Here is an 18,784-nt window from a genome sequence, read left to right as displayed (position 1 = left end):
CCGGCTCCGGGGGCACGGCGGGGGCCGGGTGGCCTGCCGGGGGCGCCGGTGCTGGTGGCGCCACTTGGCGCGGGCCGGAAGCGGAGCGGGTTCCTTGGCGATGTTGCGCCGCGGCAGCTGATGCTGACAGCCGCCGATGGCAGGCGGGCACGCGGCGCGGACGCGCCGGCGCGTCCCAGGCTCAGCGCGCCAGTTCGCCGAGCGCCTGCGCCGCCAGTTCGAAGGAGCGGCGCCGTGCGCCGTGATCGAAGACCTGGGCCGTCAGCATCAGCTCGTCCGGACGCAGGTCCTCGATGAAGCGTTGCAGGCCGGCCCGCACGCCCGCCGCGTCGCCCACCACCGAACAGGCCAGCGAGCGGCGGATGTGGTCGGCCTCGCTCTCCGTCCACAGCGACGCGATGTCGTCGACCGGCGCGCGCAGGCGGCCGGGCGTGCCGCGCACCAGGGCCAGGAACTGCTGCTGCAGCGAGCTGAACAGCCGCCTGGCCTCGGCGTCGGAGTCGGCGGCGAACACGTTCAGGCCGAGCATCACATAGGGCTGCGCCAGCTCCGCCGAAGGCCGGAAGGTGCGGCGGTACAGATCGACCGCCTGGCGCATGAACCCCGGCGCGAAGTGCGAAGCGAAGGCGAAGGGCAGGCCCAGCGCCGCCGCCAGCTGCGCGCTGAACAGGCTCGATCCCAGCAGCCACACCGGCACCTTGAGGCCGGCGCCGGGCACCGCGCGCACGCGCTGCCCCGGCCGGGGCTCGTCGAAATAGGCCAGCAGTTCCTCGACATCCTGCGGGAAGCTATCCGCCGAATCCTGGCCGAGATGGCGCCGCAGGGCGCGCGCCGTGGCCTGGTCGGTGCCCGGCGCGCGGCCCAGGCCCAGTTCGATGCGGCCGGGGTACAGCGAGGCCAGTGTGCCGAACTGCTCCGCCACCACCAGCGGCGCATGGTTGGGCAGCATCACGCCGCCCGATCCCACCAGGATGGTGGACGTGCCGCCGGCCACGTAGCCCATCAGCACGGCGGTGGCCGCGCTGGCGATGCCCGGCATGTTGTGGTGCTCGGCCAGCCAGAAGCGGCGATAGCCCAGCGCTTCGGCATGGCGTGCCAGGTCGAGCGAATTGCGCATGGCCTGGCCAGGATCGGACCCTTCGGCGACCGGCGCCAGGTCCAGCAGGGAGTAGGGGATCATCGGCGTTGCCTGGTTCCGGCGGCCGCGGCAACGGGAACGCAGCCGCGCGGCCGGAACGCTGTCCTGATTTATAGAGCGATCGCTATAGTAATCAGCGCTGGCGGCGCTGGCAACGGAAAAATATAATGACCACTATGGAAAAGCGTGTATCGCCCGGCCGCGGCCGCCCCCGCCAGTTCGACCGCGACGCGGCCCTCGGCACCGCCATGGCGCTGTTCTGGCGCCATGGCTATGACGCCACCTCGATCGCGGCCCTCACCGACGCCATGTCGATCACGGCGCCCAGCCTGTATGCCGCCTTCGGCAGCAAGGAACAGCTCTTCTACGAGGCCGTCGACCGTTATGCGCAGACACACGGCATGGAGTTGTACGCGCCGCTGGCCCGCCCCGGCGCCGCGCGCGATGCCATCCACGCGCTGCTGCGCGGCGCGGCGGCGCAGTTCAGTACGCGGGGCCACCCGTCCGGCTGCTTCCTGCTGTCCGGGGCCAGCCACTCGGTCGACTGCGCGTATATCGACGACACCCTGAAGGCGCGCCGCCGCGAGCGGCAGGCGGCGCTGCAGGCGCGCATCCAGCAGGGCATCGACGGCGGCGAACTGCCGGCGCAGGCCGACGCGGCCGCCCTGGCGCGCTTCTTCAACACCGTGCTGCAGGGCATGTCGATGCAGGCGCGCGACGGTGCCACGCGCGCGGCGCTGGAGTCCGTGGCCGAAACGGCCATGCTGGCGTGGCCGCAGAAACGGGTACGCCGCTGAACCGGCGAGGCAGTGGGCGGCACTGACCGCCGCCTTGGCCGCGCCGGCAGCGGCTCCGCATATCCATCGGCGGAATGCTTCGTTGGCGCCGGTGCCGGCCGGGCTTATGGTGGGAGTCCCGCGGCGGCCGCCGCGCCGACGGCAGGCGGTCGACCCGCCTGCCGTCGCACCGGCCGGCGCACCCATCGCCCTTCCCCGGAGCCAACGATGACCCAGACCGTGCTGGAAACCCAGGATCAAGATAACCAGGCAGCCGCCGGGTCAGCGGCAGGTGCCGTGACCGTGCGGCCGCTGTCCGCCCATATCGGCGCGCTGATCGGCGGCGTCGACCTGCGCGCGCCGCTGCACCCGGCCGAGATCGGCGCGATCCGCGCCGCGCTGCTGAAATGGAAGGTGGTGTTCTTCCGCGACCAGCACCTCAGCCATGCGCAGCACATCGCCTTCGCCCGCCAGTTCGGCGAACTGACGGTGGGGCATCCGGTGTTCGGCCACGTCGACGGGCATCCCGAGCTGTACTCGGTCAGCAAGCACCGCAAGGCCAACCGCTTCGAGGGCCGGGCGCTGCTGCGTCCCTGGAGCGGCTGGCACACCGACGTCACCGCGGCGGTGAACCCGCCCGCGGCTTCCATCCTGCGCGGCGTGGTGATCCCGCCCTACGGCGGCGACACCCAGTGGACCAATCTCGCGGCCGCCTACCAGGCGCTGTCCGCGCCGCTGCGCGCCATCGTCGACGGCCTGCGCGGCGTGCACCGCTTCACCGCGCCCGTCGGCGCCAGCGCCACCGCCGCCTTCGACCAGGCCGTCAAGGCGCACACCCTGGTCAGCGAGCATCCGGTGGTGCGCGTGCATCCCGAGACCGGCGAGCGCGTGCTCTACATCAGCCCGTCCTTCCTGCAGCACCTGAGCGGCTTCCACCAGCGCGAGAGCCAGCAACTGCTGGAACTGCTGTGGGAACATGCGGTCCGTCCGGAATTCACCGTGCGCTTCCAGTGGGAGCCCGGCAGCCTCGCCTTCTGGGACAACCGCGCCACCGCGCACCTGGCGCCCGCCGACATCTTCGACCTCGACTTCGACCGCCAGCTCTATCGCACCACGCTGGTCGGCGACGTGCCGGTCGGCGTGAACGGCAGGCCCTCGGTGGCGCTGGAAGGCGACCCGGTGCTGGCGGCGCACGGTGCCGCCGCGTAGTCGGCCTGCGCGGTACGCTGCCAGCGGGGGGCAGCCCTGCGAGGTGACGCCGGTCGTTGACTCGGATCGTTGACTCCCAGCGTTGATCGCCGGCAGCCTGCCTCAGCCCCAGCGCAGGCCCAGCAGCAGCACGACCGCCAGCGCCAGCAGCAGCGACAAGCCCTGCCAGAAGCGCACCGGATTGCGCTCGATCAGCGCCGGCGCGTCGCGCAACCGCTGCTGCCGGGGAGAAGCGCGCAGGTCTTCGAGAAACTCCGACAAGGCCTCATGACGCTTGTGCGGCAGGGGATGCAGGGCCTTGCGCAGCGCCTGGTCGATCCACGGCGGCAGGTCGGGCCGCCGCTCGCGCACGCTGACATAGCGCAGGCCGCGCAGTTCGCCGGCCTGGCGCAGGCGGGTCACCTGCAGGCCGTACGGCAGCTGCCCGGCCAGCATCTGGTAGGTCACCACCGCCAGCGTAAACAGGTCCGAGGCCGTCGTGCCGGGCTGGCCCAGGAAGTACTCGGGCGCGACATACTGCAGCGCGCCGAGCGGCGCGCGCGCATGCGGGTCGACCATGCCTTCTTCCAGGCCGGCCACGTGCACCGCGGCGAAGTCGATGATGCGGGCCGTGCCGGTGCGGTCGATCATCACGTTGTCCGGGCGCAGGTCCTGGTGCAGCATCTCACGCCGGTGGAAAGCCTGCAGGCCGCGCGCGACCTGCTCGACCAGCTGGCGCACGTCCGCCAGCGCGGGGCGCGGATGGTCGCGCATCCATTGCGCCAGGGTCTGCCCGTCGATGAACTCCATGGCGGTATAGAGGTAGCGGCGCGCGCGCGTCACGGCATGCGGCCTGAGCACGTGCGCATTGTCGATGCGCCGGGCCACCCACTCCTCGAGCAGGAAGCGGTCGAGATAAGCCGGATCTTCACGCAGGTCGACCGAGGGCGTCTTCAGCGCAATGCACGCGCCATCCTCCAGGTCGCGCGCCAGGTGCACGTGGCAGCGCGCGCTGGCGTACAGCTCGCGCTCGATGCGATAGCCTTCGAATTCCATGCGCGGCTGCAGCGGCGGCGGCAGCGCCAGTTCCGCGCGCTGCCGCCACAGACCCGCGGCGTCGCTGTCGGGCAACGCCTCCACGCGCACCAGTTGCACCGTGGCATTGTCCTGGCTGCCGCGCGCCAGCGCGATGGCGACCAGCTTCGCGGCGGCGGCATCGAGGTCGCCCGGGTGCTCGGCCAGCGCCTGCCGCGCATCCGCGTGGTCGAGGTATTCATAGGCACCGTCGCTGGCCAGCAGGTAAACCTCGCCCGCCTCGGCGGGCCAGCAGCGATAGTCCGCCTCGACCGTCGGCCCCACACCGAGCGCGCGCCCCAGGTAGGACTCGCGCGAGGACAGGCGCACGCGGTGATCGTCGCTGAGCTGCTCCCAGGCCTGTGCATGCAGGCGGTAGACGCGCGCGTCGCCCACGTGCAGCAGATGGACGTCGCGGCCCTTGAAGATCAGCGCGCTGAAGGTGCAGACGTAGCCACGCTCTTTGTCGAAGCGCGCATCGCCGCGCTGGTTCTGCGCGTGCAGCCAGGAATTGGTCGCGGCGAGCACGCACTGCGCCGCGCGGCGCACGCTCCAGGCCTCGCTCGTGCCATAGTAGTCTTCGAGAAAGCCGCGCACCGCCGCGGCGCTCGCCACCTGGCTGACGGCGCTGCTGCCGATGCCGTCGGCCAGCGCCACGGCGATGCCCTTGGCGCTGCGCTGCGGCTCGGCGGGCAGCGCGGCGCCGTGGAAATCCTGGTTGACGCGCTTGCACCCGGCTTGCGAATGCTGGCCGACCGCCACGCGCAGCGCGTCCATCGCACGGCCTCAGACGGCGGCGCGCTTGGCCGGGGCAGCCGGAACGCGCTTGGGCGCGGTCTTGTAGTGCGTGCTGTACAGCGTCGCGCCGACGAAGGTCAGGCCGCCGACGACATTGCCCACCACGGTGGGAATCTCGTTCCACAGCAGATAGTCCATCAGGGTGAAATGGCCACCCAGCATCAGGCCCGAGGGAAACAGGAACATGTTGACCACCGAGTGCTCGAAGCCCATGTAGAAGAACACCAGGATGGGCATCCACATGGCGATGACCTTGCCCGACACCGAGGTCGACATCATCGCAGCGACCACGCCGGTCGACACCATCCAGTTGCACATCACGCCGCGGATGAACAGCGTCAGCATGCCGGCCGCGCCGTGGGCCGCGTAGCCCAGCGTGCGGCTCTCGCCGATGCTGCCGATCTTCTGGCCGATCAGGTTGGGCGCTTCGGAAAAGCCATAGGTGAAGATGATGGCCATGAAGACCGCCACGGTCAGCGCGCCGGCAAAGTTGCCGGCGAAGACCAGGGTCCAGTTGCGCATGACGCCGCCCCAGGTGGCGCCCGGGCGCTGGTCGAGCACGGCCAGCGGCGCCAGGGTGAAGACGCCGGTCAGCAGGTCGAAGCCCAGCAGGTAGAGCATGCAGAAGCCCACCGGGAACAGCAGCGAGCCGACCAGCGGATTACCCGTGTTGACGGTGACGCTGACCGCGAAGGCTGCGGACAGCGCGAGGATGGCGCCGGCCATATAGGCGCGGATCAAGGTATCCCGGGTCGACATGAGCAACTTGGACTCACCGGCATCGACCATCTTGGAGACGAACTCGGCAGGGGCTAGGTAGGCCATCGGAATTTCCTCTGAGCGGTAGGACAAAGAAAAAAAAGCGTCCGCGTCCACGCACCGGCCGCAGCCGATGCGTGGACGGGACGCCGTTATCCACGTATTCCTGTCGCCCGCGCCGCACGATTCGCGATGCCTCGCCTCGCCGCGCACGGGGGCAACCTCACCAAGCCATCATTAGCCTGATGCCCTGCCCTTACGCACGTTCCGTGCCCGACCCGCAGGGCCGGCGCCGCCCGCCCCATCGCGCCGCACGGGCGCAGGCGTGCCGCCGCCGCACACATACGGTGCAGGGGCACGGCAAGCGCACACCGGCACGCTCAACTCCGGTGCGGCGGCCGGGCGCGCCCGCTTGCCGGCGCTGCCAGTTCCGGCATGGCAAGCGTCGCCTCGGCGACATCGACCAGCCTGCGGTTATGGTCCATCGACGCCTTCTGCAAGGCGCGGAAGGCATCCTCCTCGCTCATGCCCAGGCGCGACATCAGCGCGCGCTTGGCACGCTCGATGACCTTGCGCTCGTGCAAGGCGCGCCGCGCCGTATCCAGTTCCACCTCGACACGCGCCAGCCGCGAGGACTGCGCCTGCAGCAGGGTCTTGAGCGCCGCCACCGTGGGCTGGTCGGCGCCGCCCGGCACCGCCGAGGCAGGTCCATCCGCCACGCCCGGCAGCACCGGCACCGCCTCGACCTGCGCGGCTTCTTCGAAGAAACAGGCCACGGCGTGGGTATGGGGCGGCGGGTTGTCGCGCAATTGGCGCAGCAAGCCCTCGGAATCCTGCAGCTCTTGCTCCGATGCCTGGATCTGCGCCTCGCAGGCCTGGCGCAGCGCTTGCGCCAGGCCGACCTCCACCTGCCACAGGCCGGCGATGCGCTCGCTGCTCGCCTCGAACCAGTTCTCGCTGAGCTGGCCGTCGAGCGCGGCTCCCGGCTTTGCCGTGCACAGCGCGCGGCGCAGGCGTTCCAGCGCCGCCACGTGCGGCTGCAGTTGATGCCGCTGCCACCAGGCGAGCTGGCTCGGCTCGGCGAAATCCTCGAACACCTGCAGGCTGCGTTCCTGCGCGTCGATCAAATGGAGGATGCGCTGCTGCGGATCGGCGCTGCACTGTCCCGATGCGAACAGCTGGGCCCCGACCGCGCGCTCCTGCCCTGCCAGTTCCTTGCCCTGCACCACGTGCACCAGCGCGACCAGCAGGCGCGAGATACCCGGCTGCAGGGCCACGTCGGCCAGGTGGAAGATCAGCTCGACCATGCCCGCGATCACGCGGCTGAATGCCGCCACCGCGTCATGCGCCGAGATGCCGCGCTGGCCGATGCGCTGGCGCAGCCCGGCCAGCGTGTCCAGGTCGAGCAGCACCCAGGCGATCAACGACAGCATGCGCGCAGAGCTGCCCTGGGCGGGATCGAGCTGTTCCATGAAGCGCTGGCGCAGCGTCGCCTCGAGCGGCTCGGCCTGAGCCGTCGCGTCTTGCCGTTCCTGGCCGAAGCGCATGCCGCCGGAAGCCACATAGAGGCTGCTGGCGCCACGCTCGCGCTGCAACGCGTCGATCAGGCGGCCGATCAGGTCCACCAGCTCGATGCGCGCAGCCATCCGCTGCAGGCCCTCGATCTCGAGTTGCTTGGCGCGCAGAACGAATTGGAAGACGGGCAATGGCATCGGCGAAAGCGGGTGTCGCGTTGCGGGAAGAAGGTTGGCGCACCTGCCCTGCCTGCCACATCGGCAGGCAGGCGTACGCCGACTCGACTGGCATCAAGCAAGCTCCATGCCCATGGCCGGCACGCGACGCTCCGGACGACGGCGGCCATCTGTGCCGAGTGCGGCACCGGCGCGCCCGGCCTCCCGCCCGCGACCGGAAGCCATGCGGGCCATGCCGCAGAGAAGCCGCGACGGCACGCATGGCATCGGTATACTGGCGGCCTCGATCCGTACAGCAACGCGGCGTCACGCCGCTGACATATGAGCACCCCGACCGCAAGAAAGAGCGCGGCAGCCGGAACCCGGGCCCGGCAGGCACAGGACACCCGTGCCAAGATCCTCAAGGCAGCCATCAAGGTCTTCGCCCAGCGCGGCTACGAAGGCGGCCGCGTGGAACGCATCTCGTCGCTGGCCAAGACCTACGACCGGATGATCTATTACTACTTCGGCAGCAAGGAGAAACTCTTCGTCGAAGTGCTCGAGACCATCTATGCCCAGCTCAACGAAGCCGAGCAGAAGCTGGAACTCGATACCGAGGACCCGGTGCGGGCACTGTCCCAGCTGATCGACTTCGTCTGGCACTACTACCTCGAGCATCCTGAATTCGTCGCCATCCTGTCCAGCGAGAACATGAGCCAGGGCAAGCATGCCAAGAAGTCGGAACGGCTGCGCGACATCTCGCGCTATGCGCTGTCGGTGCTGGACGGCATTCTCGCGCGTGGCAAGGCCGCGGGCACCTTCCGTGCAGATTCACAGGCGCGCGACATCTACCTGGTGATCGCCTCGCTCGGCTACTTCTACAACTCGAACCACCACACGCTGAGCGCCTTCCTTGGCGAGGCGATGATGAGCCAGCCGGCGCTCGCCCATTGGCGCGAGGTGATCCAGGCGACCGTGATGCGCACGGTGTGCGTGGTGGCGCCGGACAGCAGCGCGCCGGCGGCACCCGGCGGCGCGAAGGCCGCCCGCGCCCGCAGCGCGCGCAAGGCTTAGGCCTGCGGCCATCGCTACAGCGCGAACAGGGTCCGCGCCACCGCGTCGCCGTGCGGGCCGCCACCGAATACGCGCGCGCCGATGGCCAGGCCCAGCGCACGGTAACTCTCCCACTGCGCCTCGTCGAAGAACTGGTCGGCGGTCGGCTCCTGCGGGAAGGCCGGGCGGGTGGCGGCATACTCGGCGACATCGAGCGGCGCGCAGGCCGTCAGGCGCGGCTTGAGCAGCACGATGCGGCACACGGGCTGGCGCGGCTGCGCATCGGCGGCACGGAAGACCTGCAGCAGCAGCGCGCATTTGCCGGCGCCGGCCGGCTCCGGCTGCGCGGCTGCGCGGAAATCCTCCGGCACGCCGAACACCTGTCCCAGCACGGGATCCGCCGCGGCGCCGGCGTCGACGGCGATCTCCAGGCCGTGGTCGATGCGCGCCAGCCGCACCAGGTTGGCCAGGTCGCCGAAGCGGTAGTCCGGATCGCAGCCGCAATCGCACAGCACGATCAGGCTGACGTTGCGCTCGGGACGCAGCAGTTCGTAGACGGCGGTGTTCTCGAAGTGGCCGCCATCCGACAGGTACTGCCAGCCGCGCTGCGTGCCGTGGAAGCGCGCGGCCAGTTCGCAGCCGAGGTAGTACTGCGTGCGGAACAAGGCGATCAGGCGCCCCAGCCAGGGATGCGTGGCGCGGTCGGCCTGGCGCCGCACCGCGTGCGCGCCATGCCCGGCATCGAGCGGGTAGGAGGGCCACCACACGCCCAGGCGCAGGTTGGCCAGCCCGAGCAGCAGCGACGTCCCCAGCGTGGTGGCGCGGCCCAGCCCGGTCGAGATCGCCGCGCCGGAGATGGCCACCCAGTCGCCCACCCCCTGTGCCTGCGTCAGCTCGCTCGCCAAGGCCTTGCCGCTGGCGGGATGATAGGGCTGCCCGTCGACCGTGAAGCGCACATAGTTGTCCGTCGGCAGAAAGGCCGAGCCGTGCGGCACGCTGCCGGCGCCGGGCGCCACGCAAAGGGGCTTGCCCTTGCGATCGCGCTGCACCAATTGCTCGGCCGGGTCGACGGTGAGGTTGAGCGTCACATTGATCAGGTGCAGCGGCGCCAGCACCTTGGGGTCATAGTAGGCATTGAGGCTGATGCCATCGCCCGCCACCGGCTCCGCCACGCTCAGCGCGCTGCGCCGGAGCGGCGCCAGCATCTCGGCGGCGCCGAAGCGCTGGCCGTTCGAAGCGCCCAGGTAGGCGCGCGTGAGCCGCGCCGCATAGAAGGGCTGCAGCGTCGACAGGTTGAGGAAGCCGGCAAAGCGGCCGGCCAGCAGCGCGAGGCCGAGCGCGGCCGCCAGCAGCAGCGCCAGCACCGGCGTGGTCCAGGCGTTGCCGAACACCAGCCAGTCGAACGGCTCGCGGCCGTTCCAGCGCACCCACAGCACCAGCCACGACCACAACAGGAAGACGAGCAGGGCCAGCACCGCCGCCGCCGCGCCAGCCAGCAGCGAGACCGGCAGCCGGCCGCGCCAGCCCGCCTGCGCGGCGCCGCCGGCGCGGCTGCGTTCGTCCAGCTGCGTGCTGCCGTAGCGCACCAGCCAGACCAGGGCCGCCAGCAGTCCGCCGGGCAGCAGCGTCCCCCAGCGCTGTGTCGCCATATAGCCGTAGAGGAAGGTGGTGCGCGCCAAGGTGTCGGCCAACCCCAGCGCGGCCAGCCAGAGCGTGAGCGCGAGGCCGAAGCGCAGTGCGCGGGTGGCGCGCACGCGGTAGGCGCTGACCGTGGCCGGCTGCAGCAGCATGGCGGCGCACCAGGCCAGGCCCAGCAGGAGCCAGGCGCCGAGGAAGAGGAACAGGCACGCCAGCGACCAGCCCAGCGACATGGCCGGCGGCTGCAACCGGAACCACACTGCGGCCAGCAGGAAGCCCGCCGCGGCGAGCGCTGCCAGCACCGTGGCGGCATTGAGCAGGCGCGCGCGCTGCGGCTCGGCCTGCGACGGATAGACGAACCAGTAGGCCAGCCCGGGTGGCAGCACCAGCAGCAGCAGGCTCGCCGGCGGCAGCCACATCAGTTCGCTCCACCACAGCGGCAGGCCACCCTGGTTGAAGGCCTGGCGGGCGTCGTGCAGCAGATCCATCTGGTAATTGCCGAGCGCGAGCCAGCTGCCGCCCAGCAGTTGGCGGCCGAGCGCCAGCGCGGCCAGCAGTACCACCAGCGCGCTGCCCAGCACGCAGTGCATGGCAAACCAGTTGCGCACCACGGTGGCCGCCGCGTAGAAGGCATCGCCGGCCCCGGTCGGGGTCAGGTAGCGTCCGTTCTCGCGCAGCCAGGCCACGGCGTCGCGCGTCGGCTCCTCGCCGTGGCTGGTATGGATGCGCCCGGGCGGCTCGTTCTGCAGCGTGCGGTAGGCGTCGGCGGCCGCCTGGACCGGGTTGCTGCCGCGGCGCAGGCGGCCGGGCAAGAACAGGCTGGCGAAGAAGGCACCCAGGTAGCCGCCGCCGCTGACGGTGGAGAGGTAGTCGAACTGCGCCAGCAGGTTCGGCGGCAGCGGCGGGGCCGTGGTGGCGGTGGCGGGATTGGCCGGGGCCGTACCCGGCTCGGGTTCGGCCTGGGCCGCCACCGGCGGTGGCGGCGCCTTGGCCAGGGCCTGCAGTACACCCAGGCAGAAGGTGGCGCTGCGGATGCCGCCACCCGACAGCGCCAGCGCCCAGTTGCGCGCCGCGTCGCGCTGACGCGGGGGAATGCCGAGCAGCTTGCGCCGGCGCGCGATGCGGGCCGCCTCGTCGCTGCCTGGGTGGGCGTCGTCTCGCATCCGATCCTCCGTCTCGAAGGGTTCAGCCCGGCGAAGTGTTCAGCCCAGTATAGGTAGCCGGAGCGTCGTGCAAAGCACTGCTTGCAAGGGCCCCAGGTTTACCCGGGTGCGGAGGCGGCCAGCCGGCGTGGCGAACCGGTGGCGCTCAGGACTTGCCGGACGCGGGCGACGATAGCTCGTCCCGGGCGGCCGGCGGCTCGATGCCCGCCTCGCCCTGCAGGCGCTTCCATTCGTCGAAGCCGCCGGCCAGCGCCCAGGTGCTGGCATAGCCCGCCGCGATCAGCCGTTCCGCCAGGATGGCGGCCGACACCTCGTTCGGGCAGGCGCAGTAGGTCACGATCTCGGCCGTGGCGGGATGGGACGCCAGCATCTGCAGGGCGCTATCCAGGTCGACCACCTGCGCGCCCGGGATGCGCTCGATCTCCGCTGGCGCCGAGCGCACGTCCAGCACCAGCGGCAGCACGCCGTTGCGGCGCCGCCTCTCCAGTTCGTCCACGGTCATGCGCGGGATGCGCCGGGTGCGGCGCAGCAGATGCACGCGCCGCCACCAGCGCCAGGCGAGGAAGAGCGCGAAGAGCGCCAGCGCGGCCAGCACCGCGAGGTGGCCGTAGGTGCTGAAGGCATGCAGGATGGCATCGACGAAGTCGCTGAAGACCACGCCGACCAGCAGCGCGCCGCCGGCCCAGACCAGCGAGCCGAGAGCGTCGTAGAAAAGGAAAAGCGGATAGGGCGTGCCGGTCATGCCGGCCATGGCCGTGGACAGCGCGCCGGCGCCGGGCAGCAGCTTGGCGAACAGCAGCGAGCGCGGCCCCAGCTTGAGATAGACCGACTGGGTCTGGCGGATACAGCTGTCGGGCGAGATCGACACGCGGCAGACGGTACGCAGCATCGGTTGCCCGAGGCGCTTGCCAGCCAGGTACCAGGCCGTGTCGGCGATCAGGCAGGCCGCGATCACCGCCGCCAGCACGGCGCCGATGGACGGGCCGCCGTCCTGCATGCCGAGCGCGCCGGCCACGAACAGCATCGGATAGGCGGGCACCGGCAGGCCGGCCTGCTCGGCCAGCACGTTGAGGAATACCAGCATCAGCCCATGGCTTTCCAGCAAGCCCTGCAAATCACCCACGACACTCTCCCGCGCAGCACGCCCCGGCCGCGCCGGGAACGAGGCCTCAGTGTGCCAGCGGCGCGCGGCGCTTGCACGCTTGCGCCTTGCACGAGGAGATCAAATTCCCTGAATGTGTCCCCGCTGCCGCCCGCACCGCCGCGCCGGCATCAGGCGGTGATCTTGCAGCGCCGCGCGAAGTCGACCAGCTCGACCAGGGAGGTGGCCTGCAGCTTGACCATGATGCGCGCCTTGTGGCTGCTGACCGTCTTGTTGCTGATGAAGAGTGCCTCGCCGATGGACTTGTTGGTCAGGCCCTTGGCCAGCATCTGCAGGATCACCACTTCCTTGTCGGACAGGCGGCGCAGGCGCTCGTCGTCCGGCGTGGCGCCGCGCACCGCGGCGCCGGTGCGGCTCAGGTCGGGGAAGACCATGTATCCGGCCATCACGGCCTCGACGCAACGGACGATCTCCTTGATGTCCTGCGTCTTGCTGACGAAGCCTTGCGCCCCCGCCTGCATGGCCCGCGTGGCGAAAGCCGACTGGTCCTGGCCGGACACCACCAGCACGCGGATTTCCGGCTGCATGACCTTGAGGCGGGGCACCACGTCCAGCCCGTTGATCTTGGGGATGTCCAGGTCCAGCACCACCAGGTCCGGCGCATACTGGCGCACCGCCTCCACGGTCGCCTGGCCGTTGTCGGCCTCCAGGATGTTGCCGACGCCCAGTATCTGCTCCAATTGCGCCTTCATCACCATCCGCAGGGCGGGATGGTCGTCCACGATCAGGATCGTCGTCATAGAATCGTCACCTTTGAAATGCCCGAAAGGTCGAGCGGGTCGGTCGGAAATACCTGCATTGGTATGCAAGGCCCGAGTTTAAAAAGGCGCTATTGCACGATCTACGAGACCTTTCTTCTTCTCTAGTCAGATTTTTCTTCCGCTCGTTCGAATGACGAACCACGAGATGGGCCGGTCATGGCGACGGGGGAGGAAGCGCACCAAGGACCACAGCCCCGATGACACCGAAACCACCCGTGCCCGTCATCCCGGAACTGATCGCACGCTTCGCGCTGCAGCCGCACCCCGAGGGCGGCTATTACCGCGAGACCCACCGCGATCCGCGCCGCGTGCGGCGCGAGGGCGCCGTGGAGGAAGGCCTGCGCCACGCCTCGACCGCCATCTACTACCTGTTGTGCGGCACGGCCCACTCGGCCTGGCACCGCATCCGTTCCGACGAGGTCTGGCATTTCTACGCCGGCGGCCCGCTCGACGTGCATGTGCTCGACCCGGACGGTGGCGTGCACACCCTGCACCTGGGCAACGCTCTGGCACATCCCGGCACGGTGTTCCAGGCAGTGGTGCCGGCGGGCAGCTGGTTCGCCGCCGAGCGCGCCGATGCCGGCGCCGATCCGGACGGCTTCGCGCTGGCCGGATGCACGGTGGCGCCCGGCTTCGAGTTCGCCGAGTTCGAGCTGGCCGACATGCCGGCGTTGCTGGCCGCCTACCCGGACCATGCCGCCCTGCTGGCCCGGCTGGCGCCGCGTGCGCCGGCGGACCGCTGATCGGCCGCTTGCTGATCGACCGCCGATGACGCGCTGATGCCGCGGCACGGCACGGCGGCGGAGAGCCGCCTCAGCCGGCCGCGGTACCGCCGCGCAGCGGGGCCGGCCGGCGCAGGCGGGCGGCGATCGCGACGCCCAGCAGCAACACCCCCGCCATGCCCCAGAAGGCCCGCTCGATGCCATGCGCCTGCGCCTGGCGCAGCGCCTCGCCATCCAGCCCCGCGCTGCCGGCATTCGCCACCGCCACCAGCACGGCCAGTGCCAGGGCCCCGCCGACCTGCTGGCTCATCGAGGCCATGCCGGAGGCCACGCCCTGTTCGTGTACGGCGACGCCGCTGCCGGCCGTCACCCACATCGCGGTCCAGGTCATCCCCTGGCCCACGCTCAGCAGCATGATCGGCGCCAGCAGGCGCCAGTAGCCGGCACCGCCCGGCAGCGCCAGGCACAGCCAGGCCGTGCCGGCCGCGCCGGCCAGCAAGCCGGCGAGCAGGGTGGCGCGTTCGCCCGCGCGCAGCAGCATGCGCTCGGCGCAATGGATGCCGGCCGTGCACAGCACCGTCGGCGGCAGGAAGGCCAGGCCGGCCTGCAGCACGCTGTAGCGATAGACCTCCTGGTAGTACAGCGCGAGGAAGTAGTACTGCGCACCGAAGCTCGCCATGAAGACGCAGGTCAGCAGCATGGCCAGGCGCAGCTTGCGGTGGCCGAACATGCGCAGCGGCACCAGGGGATCGGGGCTGTGCCGCTCGATGGCGACGAAGGCTGCCAGCAGGGCGCAGGCCAGCACGATGCTGCCGATGATGCCCGGCGCATCCCAGCCCGTTTCGGGGCCCTGCACCAGGGCCAGGACCAGCAGGGTGCCGCCGGCGGTCACGGTGAGCCCACCGGCCACGTCGAAGCGGCGCCCGCGCAGCGGCGGGCCGTCGGCCGGCAGGCAGCGCAGCGCGGCCAGCGCGCAGCCGCCGGCCAGCGGCACGTTGACCAGGAAGATGGCCTGCCAGCCCAGCCACTCGGTCAGCACGCCGCCCAGCAGCGAGCCGAGCGCCAGCCCGACCGCCGAGGCCGCGCTCCAGACCGCGAATGCGCGCGTGCGGGCGGGCCCTTCGGCGAAGCAGGCATGGATCAGCGCCAGCGTGGCTGGAAACAGCATGGCACCGCCGATGCCCTGCAGCGCGCGCGCGGCGATCAGCAGGGCCTGGTCGGTGGCCACGCCCCCGGCCAGCGATGCCAGCGCGTAAAGCGCCTGGCCCAGCACATAGATGCGGCGCCGCCCGAGCAGGTCGGTGGCGCGCCCGCCCAGCAGCAGGAAGCCGCCGAAGGCAACCGTGTAGGCGCTCACCACCCACTGCAGCTGCTGTGCCGAGAAGCGCAGGGCGCCGCCGATTTCGGGCAGGGCAACGAAGACGATGGTGGCATCCAGCGCAATGATGAGCTGGGCCATGGCAAGCACGGTCAGCGCGCCCGCCGGCAGGCTGGCGGCGGCCGGCGCAGGTCGGGTAGCCGGGACGGTCATGGTGGGTCGATCCGAAAAAGTGACGGATGCAGAGTCTGTCTCATGCCTCTAGAATGATAAATACGTTATCTTTGCTTTCACCTATGCTTTGATGCATGAATCCGTGCATCGAACCAGGGGTCGGCATGCCGCCCGCGCCCGGGCGGCTCCGGCGCCTTCCGCGATGACCCAGACATGGACCTGAATGCCGTCAAGATGCTGATCCGCGTGGCCGAGGCCAGGAGCTTCACGCTGGCGGCGGCATCGCTGCAGATGACCCAGCCCGGCCTGTCACGCGCCATCAGCCGCCTCGAGGCCGAGCTGGGGGTGCGCCTGCTGCACCGGACCACGCGCAGCGTCGGCCTGACGCCCGACGGCCAGTTCTTCTACGAACGCTGCGCGCCGCTGCTGGCGGAACTCGAGCAGGCGGAAAAGCTGCTGGTGGACCGCCGTTGCGCCCCGTCCGGGCCGTTCAAGCTCAGCATGCCGGCCGGCCTCGGCCGCGTCGTGCTGCTGCCGCTGATCGCCCGGCTGGCCGAACAGCACCCCGCGCTGCGCATCGAGTCGGTGATGACCGACCGCATGGTCGACCTCAGCGAGGAGGGCTTCGATGCGGCGGTGCGCATGGGCCCCGTTCCCGAGGGCCGCATCGTGGTGCGCACGCTCGGCATGGCGCGCCGCGTCACCGTGGCGGCGCCGTCCTACCTCGCCGCGCACGGTACGCCGGCGCAACCCGAAGACCTGGCGCGGCACAACTGCCTGACGGTGCGCTGCGCGCGCACCGGCCGGCTGGAGGACTGGCTGTTCGCGCGCGCCGACGGGGCCTTCAGCGTGCCGGTCGAAGGCAAGCTCACCTTCGATGCGCCCGATGCACTGGTCGATGCAGCAGTGCTCGGCCATGGCGTGGTGCAGGTGCTGGCCTTCATGGCGCGTGACGCCATTGCCGCGGGACGGCTGGTGCCCGTGCTCGAAGCCTTCGAAGGTCCGGGCCGGCAGGTCTCGCTGGTCTATCCGCCTTCGCGCCAGTGTTCCCTGAAGATCGGCGCACTGGTGGAGGCGCTGGCGCAGGCCGAGTGGTAGACCGGCGCGCCCCGGCGTGCAAGGGCAGGCGGCATGACATGCGGCGATCATGGGAATGTGCCCAGCCTTGCACCGGAAAACTCCGAAAGTGCTACGCTATCTCAGCAGTCCGAGCCGCTACCCCAGGAGCCAAACGTGCCTCGCAAAACACCGATCGAACGCTACCGCAACATCGGCATCAGCGCCCATATCGATGCCGGCAAGACCACCACGACCGAACGCATCCTGTTCTACACCGGCGTGAACCACAAGATCGGTGAAGTGCACGACGGCGCGGCCACGATGGACTGGATGGAGCAGGAGCAGGAGCGCGGGATCACCATCACCTCGGCCGCCACCACGGCATTCTGGCGTGGCATGGCGGGCAACTATCCCGAGCATCGCATCAACATCATCGACACCCCGGGCCACGTCGACTTCACCATCGAGGTCGAGCGCTCGATGCGCGTGCTCGACGGCGCCTGCATGGTCTACGACGCCGTCGGCGGCGTGCAGCCGCAGTCCGAGACCGTCTGGCGCCAGGCCAACAAGTACAAGGTGCCGCGCCTGGCCTTCGTCAACAAGATGGATCGCGTCGGCGCGGACTTCTTCCGCGTGCACGGCCAGATCGTCGAGCGCCTGAAGGGCAATGTGGTACCGATCCAGGTGCCGATCGGCGCCGAGGACCAGTTCCGCGGCGTGATCGACCTGGTCAAGATGAAGGGCATCGTCTGGGATGACGAAAGCCAGGGCGTGCGCTTCGAGTACGTCGAGATCCCGCCCGAGCTGCTGGAGACCGCGCAGCATTGGCGCGAGAAGATGATCGAGGCCGCCGCCGAGGCCAGCGAGGAACTGCTCGAGCAGTACCTGTCCGGCGAGTCCCTGAGCGAAGCGCAGATCAAGGCCGGCCTGCGCAAGCGCACCGTCGCCAACGAGATCGTGCCCATGCTGTGCGGCAGCGCGTTCAAGAACAAGGGCGTGCAGAGCATGCTCGACGCGGTGATCGATTACCTGCCGTCGCCGGTGGACGTGCCCGCCATCCTCGGACACACCGAGGACGACCGGGAGGCGGAGCGCCATCCGAGCGACGACGAGCCGTTCTCCGCGCTCGCCTTCAAGATCATGACCGATCCCTTCGTCGGCCAGTTGATCTTCTTCCGCGTCTACTCGGGCGTGGTCAACTCGGGCGATACCGTCTACAACCCGGGCAAGGGCAAGCGCGAGCGCATCGGGCGCATCCTGCAGATGCACGCCAACGTGCGCAACGAGATCAAGGAAGTACGCGCGGGCGACATCGCCGCGGCGGTGGGCCTGAAGGAGGCCACCACCGGCGACACGCTGTGCGACCCGCACAAGATCATCATCCTCGAGCGCATGAGCTTCCCCGATCCGGTGATCTCGCAGGCGGTCGAGCCGAAGACCAAGGCCGACCAGGAGAAGATGGGGCTGGCGCTGAACCGCCTGGCGCAGGAAGACCCGTCCTTCCGCGTCAAGACCGACGAGGAATCGGGGCAGACCATCATCTCCGGCATGGGCGAACTGCACCTGGAGATCATCGTCGACCGCATGCGGCGCGAGTTCGGCGTGGAGGCCTCGGTCGGCAAGCCGCAGGTGGCCTACCGCGAGACCATCAAGCAAGCGGTCAAGGACGTCGAAGGCAAGTTCGTCAAGCAGTCAGGCGGGCGCGGCCAGTATGGCCATGTGGTGATCGACGTGGCGCCGCAACCGCACGGCAAAGGCTATGAGTTCGTCGATGCCATCAAGGGCGGCGTGGTGCCGCGCGAGTTCATCCCGGCGGTGGACAAGGGCATCCAGGACACGCTCAATTCCGGCGTGCTGGCGGGCTACCCGGTGGTGGACGTCAAGGTGACGCTGGTGTTCGGCTCCTACCACGACGTCGACTCCAACGAGAACGCCTTCCGCACGGCAGGCTCGATGGCTTTCAAGGAAGGCATGCGCCGCGCCCGGCCGATCCTGCTCGAACCGATGATGGCGGTGGAAGTGGAGACGCCCGAGGAATTCACCGGCAATGTGATGGGCGACCTCACCTCGCGGCGCGGCATGGTGCTGGGCATGGAAGATATCGCCGGTGGCGGCGGCAAGATCGTGCGCGCCGAAGTGCCGCTGGCGACCATGTTCGGCTACTCCACCTCGCTGCGCTCGCTGACGCAGGGCCGCGCCACCTACACGATGGAGTTCAAGCACTACGCGGAAGCGCCGGCCAGCGTGGCCGAAGCGGTCATCAACGCGAAAAAGGCGGCCTAGGCTTCCGGCTTCGCCTGCCGGCTGCTTCGGTCGCCTTGGGTGCATCCT

Annotated in this window: 14 protein-coding genes; 6 read left to right on the top strand and 8 right to left on the bottom strand. The window is 70.1% G+C overall.

Features of this window, described 5'->3' with window-relative positions; all coding sequences use genetic code 11:
• Nucleotides 1–181: 181 nt before the first annotated feature.
• Nucleotides 182–1,180, bottom strand: coding sequence for an LLM class flavin-dependent oxidoreductase (locus BKK80_RS20740; protein WP_071071034.1), 999 nt, complete (start codon nt 1,178–1,180; stop codon nt 182–184).
• Between the two features lie 125 nt (nt 1,181–1,305).
• On the opposite strand from BKK80_RS20740, the gene BKK80_RS20735 reads away from it, so the two are divergent.
• Entirely contained in the window at nt 1,306–1,935 is a 630-nt protein-coding gene (locus tag BKK80_RS20735) for a TetR/AcrR family transcriptional regulator (RefSeq protein WP_071017444.1), read from the top strand.
• Between the two features lie 207 nt (nt 1,936–2,142).
• Complete coding sequence (locus BKK80_RS20730) at nt 2,143–3,123, top strand: TauD/TfdA dioxygenase family protein (RefSeq protein WP_071071031.1); 981 nt, start codon at nt 2,143–2,145, stop codon at nt 3,121–3,123.
• Between the two features lie 102 nt (nt 3,124–3,225).
• Here BKK80_RS20730 and BKK80_RS20725 read toward each other — a convergent pair whose 3' ends face one another.
• From BKK80_RS20725 to BKK80_RS20715, 3 genes are all read right to left on the bottom strand, one after another.
• The gene (locus BKK80_RS20725) at nt 3,226–4,953 is read right to left on the bottom strand and encodes a bifunctional protein-serine/threonine kinase/phosphatase (protein ID WP_071071029.1); all 1,728 of its coding nucleotides are present in this window, start codon (nt 4,951–4,953) and stop codon (nt 3,226–3,228) included.
• A gap of 9 nt (nt 4,954–4,962) precedes the next feature.
• Nucleotides 4,963–5,799: a formate/nitrite transporter family protein gene (locus BKK80_RS20720; RefSeq protein WP_071039214.1), complete on the bottom strand. Its 837-nt coding sequence runs from the start codon at nt 5,797–5,799 to the stop codon at nt 4,963–4,965.
• A 314-nt stretch (nt 5,800–6,113) separates the two neighbouring features.
• The gene (locus BKK80_RS20715; protein WP_071017451.1) at nt 6,114–7,445 is read right to left on the bottom strand and encodes a nitrate- and nitrite sensing domain-containing protein; all 1,332 of its coding nucleotides are present in this window, start codon (nt 7,443–7,445) and stop codon (nt 6,114–6,116) included.
• A gap of 300 nt (nt 7,446–7,745) precedes the next feature.
• Here BKK80_RS20715 and BKK80_RS20710 point away from each other — a divergent pair, with 300 nt between their 5' ends.
• Nucleotides 7,746–8,477, top strand: coding sequence for a TetR/AcrR family transcriptional regulator (locus BKK80_RS20710; protein ID WP_071017453.1), 732 nt, complete (start codon nt 7,746–7,748; stop codon nt 8,475–8,477).
• A gap of 14 nt (nt 8,478–8,491) precedes the next feature.
• Here the strand turns inward: BKK80_RS20710 and BKK80_RS20705 are convergent, their stop codons facing one another.
• From BKK80_RS20705 to BKK80_RS20695, 3 genes are all read right to left on the bottom strand, one after another.
• Nucleotides 8,492–11,257: a hypothetical protein gene (locus BKK80_RS20705; protein ID WP_071071027.1), complete on the bottom strand. Its 2,766-nt coding sequence runs from the start codon at nt 11,255–11,257 to the stop codon at nt 8,492–8,494.
• Between the two features lie 145 nt (nt 11,258–11,402).
• A complete protein-coding gene (locus BKK80_RS20700) occupies nt 11,403–12,380 on the bottom strand; it encodes a DedA family protein/thiosulfate sulfurtransferase GlpE (protein WP_071071025.1) in 978 nt (325 codons plus the stop codon).
• Between the two features lie 149 nt (nt 12,381–12,529).
• Nucleotides 12,530–13,159: a response regulator transcription factor gene (locus tag BKK80_RS20695; RefSeq protein ID WP_071017458.1), complete on the bottom strand. Its 630-nt coding sequence runs from the start codon at nt 13,157–13,159 to the stop codon at nt 12,530–12,532.
• Nucleotides 13,160–13,377: 218 nt separating this feature from the next.
• On the opposite strand from BKK80_RS20695, the gene BKK80_RS20690 reads away from it, so the two are divergent.
• Nucleotides 13,378–13,923: a cupin domain-containing protein gene (locus BKK80_RS20690; RefSeq protein ID WP_071017460.1), complete on the top strand. Its 546-nt coding sequence runs from the start codon at nt 13,378–13,380 to the stop codon at nt 13,921–13,923.
• Nucleotides 13,924–13,993: 70 nt separating this feature from the next.
• On the opposite strand, the gene BKK80_RS20685 is transcribed toward BKK80_RS20690, so the two are convergent.
• The gene (locus BKK80_RS20685; RefSeq protein WP_071017462.1) at nt 13,994–15,433 is read right to left on the bottom strand and encodes an MFS transporter; all 1,440 of its coding nucleotides are present in this window, start codon (nt 15,431–15,433) and stop codon (nt 13,994–13,996) included.
• Nucleotides 15,434–15,607: 174 nt separating this feature from the next.
• Here BKK80_RS20685 and BKK80_RS20680 point away from each other — a divergent pair, with 174 nt between their 5' ends.
• Both BKK80_RS20680 and fusA read left to right on the top strand, forming a co-directional pair.
• Complete coding sequence (locus tag BKK80_RS20680) at nt 15,608–16,492, top strand: LysR family transcriptional regulator (protein WP_071017464.1); 885 nt, start codon at nt 15,608–15,610, stop codon at nt 16,490–16,492.
• A gap of 135 nt (nt 16,493–16,627) precedes the next feature.
• Complete coding sequence (fusA, locus tag BKK80_RS20675; protein WP_071017466.1) at nt 16,628–18,736, top strand: elongation factor G; 2,109 nt, start codon at nt 16,628–16,630, stop codon at nt 18,734–18,736.
• Nucleotides 18,737–18,784 lie beyond the last annotated feature (48 nt).

Source organism: Cupriavidus malaysiensis (assembly GCF_001854325.1).
GTDB lineage: Bacteria > Pseudomonadota > Gammaproteobacteria > Burkholderiales > Burkholderiaceae > Cupriavidus > Cupriavidus malaysiensis.
The sequence above is the reverse complement of the archived record's forward strand: the minus strand, read 5'-3'. Positions and strand labels throughout refer to the sequence as shown.